Raw genomic sequence first — 3,512 nt, forward strand, 5'->3', positions numbered from 1 at the left:
TGGACAAATGATAAAACCTACACGGTGAATTATAGGGGAGAGGATTTGTCTTACGATGAGAATGGAGTACAAAACGGTAAAGTTGAAACACCTGATAATTCGCTAAATTTCACATATGATACCACCCCGCCGCAATCAACGACAACCGTTCCCGCCGCACCGAACGGTTTGACTATCAATTCACTCCCGACAATTTCAGGAACTGCGGAAGATACGGGCACCAATCCCAATATCGCGGTAAAATTAGATTATGTCAAAATTAACATAACCAATACAAGCGATGAACAGACATTGAAAGCCGACCAAACATGGGGAGTACTGGATGACAATCTGTATCTGAATTGCATCAACCCGCAGGATAACTGGACGACATGGTATTATACGATAAATTATCCGACGGCGACTTGGACGAACAACAGGAACTACCGAATAAGGACAAAGGCATATGACATGGCGACCACCGCAGAAACAGGCACACCGGAAAGAACATTTACAATTGATACTTCTTCGCCGACACCGATAATTTTAGAACCAAACGCTCAAATTGAAAGTTCGCTGCCCACAATTTCAGGGACTTGCGATGCTACTGATATATCTAATGTAAAAATAAGAATAAAACGGTTTTTTGAAGGCACAACATTTTGGTGGATTGGTGATTCTTGGGATAGCGGACAGGATGATGAGGCAACACAAGTTTGGCGGACAAAGACCGGCGGTGTGTTACCTGCGTGGAATTACAATGTTTCATACTTTAATGACCCGCCGACCGCATGGGTAACCGGCACTACATATTATGTAACAGCGAGGGCATGGGATAATGCTACAAACCAGAAGGACTCGGCAAGTTGGCAGTTCAGGTTTGACAACACACCGCCGACATCTTCAATCGCCGCACCGCCGGTACAATCGGGAAGATACAAAACATTACCGACAATTTCCGGTTATTGTTCCGATGCTCCCGCTGGTGTGCAAACGCTTTATTTCACACTTACAGACGGAACTTCATGGTATAAAGATGTAACCCAGCAATGGCTTACAGCAGTTTCTACGGGAACTGCCGCGCTTTCATCGGGCAATACTTACTGGTATGAGACGCCGATTTCAAATTATGTTACCGATAAAATATACACATTAAAGGTTTGGGGAAAAGATAGCGTCGCAAACGAAAATTATAACACATATTTCGCATCCTTAACATTTATATGGGATAGCCAGGGACCCGCCACAACAATTTTCTATCCGCCGGCGACAAAATTGAAATCGCTTACAACAATTTCAGGAACAGCAATGGAAACGGAAGCCAATAATCCCGGAATTGTTAATAATGTAAAAATCGCTATTCGGGATACAATATTGGGCACATCTTATTATAATGGCGTATATTCATCCTCAAATTGTTGGGTGCCCGGTGTACAATGGATTGATGATGTCAACAACGACGGCGGTGCAGTGAAAGTTGACTGGGATTACAGCTTTACCGTCAATTATGAGACCAATGTCTGGACCGATAATCATGAATACATAATTTCTGCGAAAGCGTACGACCAGACAACACTTAATGAGGGCTCTGCTGCAAGTGTTACATTTACATATGACAGAACGGCGCCTGTTTCTACAACCACCTACCCGCTTAATGGTAAATATGTTCAGCCGTTTGTAACTATTTCAGGTACCGCCTCTTCGGATACAAAAGACAACGGTGTCGCTATACATTTAAGGCGAACAACCGCGCCGCAGTACTGGAATGCTCCCGGTGATAACTGGTCTGCTTCAGAGCAATGGCCCGCTGCAACAGGTGCTGCCTCATGGACAAAGGATGCTGCTGGTGTTTTTACTATTTCAGGAGCAAATGGCGAGAATTATTATCTTATCACGCGTGCTACAGATACAGCATATAATGTTGAGTCATTACAAGCCGAGCGACCTTTCACAATTGATTCCACAACGCCGACGCTGACAACTATAAAACCTGTGGCGGATAAGTATTATCAGAGAACTAATTTAGTGACCATTTCTGGCACTTCGGTTGATTTGGCAGCCACAAACCCTGGAAAATTTGATACTAATCCTGTAAAAATATGCATAAAAAATATTACAACCTCCAGATACTGGAAGGATAACACCTGGCGGCTTTGGGATGACCCGCCGGATGCGGGTGTGGCGCCGTGGAAAACAGCAGACTGGACATTTTACAATGTTGATGTGGCGACTGCGGGCTACTGGAATTATCAAATAGCGGAATCATCATGGACAAGCGGTCAGGAATACAAGATATGGGTCGGTGTTGTTGACCAGGCAACTAATAAAATTGATTATCCCGACGGTGATATTCAGGGTTCAATTGGCGGAATCAGGTTCTATTGCGATTCCGACTCGCCTGTAACCACAGTTATTGATCCTCCCAGCGGTTCAAATATAAATAACATCTCTGCACCTGCAACGATAAGCGGTGCCTGTGATGAAAAACCGATTTCACCTGCCAATAGCGCAGGGAACAAACTTGTTCAGTTAAGAATTAAACGCGAACCGACACCTGGTCTTGCTGACGGAACTTCATGGTGGGTTGCACCCGGCTGGGCAGACGATCCGGGGTATTGGAATGACGGAACGGTATATGTTGATTCCTGGACATTCAACTGGGGCTCTGCAAATATGGTTCACAAAACGACATATTACATTTATGTTCAAGCGTCCGATAAAGCACAACCCGAAAACCTTGAATCAACCGGCGGGAATATCAAATCGCAATTCTTGTATGATACAAAAGCAGGGACATCAACAATTTCCATCCCGCCGACAGGTGAACCGCATTATAAATCATTGACGACAATTTCAGGTTCCTGTTATGACGATTTCTCATCGCCGGATAAAGTGCTTGTTGAGGTTTATGATGAAACAGGTAATGTCTACTGGTCAACAGCCGGATGGAAGGCATCTGGTGAACTTTCATCAACATATTATGAAACACAGAACTTGCAACCATGGACAACTTCGTGGATAAATAACAACCACTGGACAAATCATCACAAATACAGAGTAAGAAGTAAACTCCGAGATAAATCGCAAAATCTGGAAGGTGTAAAAACGGAAAATACAAGATACTTTATTTACGATTCTACAAATCCTACATCTATTGTGATTGAGCCGGCGAATTTAGCCGAAGGTAAAAATATATCCAATATGCAGACAATTTCAGGCACCTGTGTGGATGAAGACCCCGGACTTGTTGTCGGAAGTTCAGTAGCATTCCGGCAAACAGATGTTAATGATGCCGACCTCGCTAATTCCTGGTGGAATGGGACCGACTGGACCGGTGCATCGCCGTTGTGGATGGGTATACTGCCGGAAAACTTCACACTTCTTACTGATACTACATATCAATGGAAAATAAATACAAATACAGCAACCTGGCAAAATGATACCTGGTATCGTGTGTATTCTCTATCTATTGATAAAGCAGGAAATACGCAGAACAACGGTTCTCCGGATAATTACAACAGGTTCAAATATGT

At 43.7% G+C, this 3,512-nt stretch carries 1 protein-coding gene; it reads left to right on the forward strand.

Annotated elements, in window-relative coordinates:
* A partial coding sequence (locus COT43_00320) for a hypothetical protein (GenBank protein ID PIS31126.1) occupies positions 1 to 3,512 on the forward strand: 3,512 nt, incomplete at both ends.

The sequence above is a fragment of the Candidatus Marinimicrobia bacterium CG08_land_8_20_14_0_20_45_22 genome (genome assembly GCA_002774355.1).
In the GTDB taxonomy this organism is placed as follows: domain Bacteria; phylum Fidelibacterota; class UBA2242; order UBA2242; family UBA2242; genus 0-14-0-20-45-22.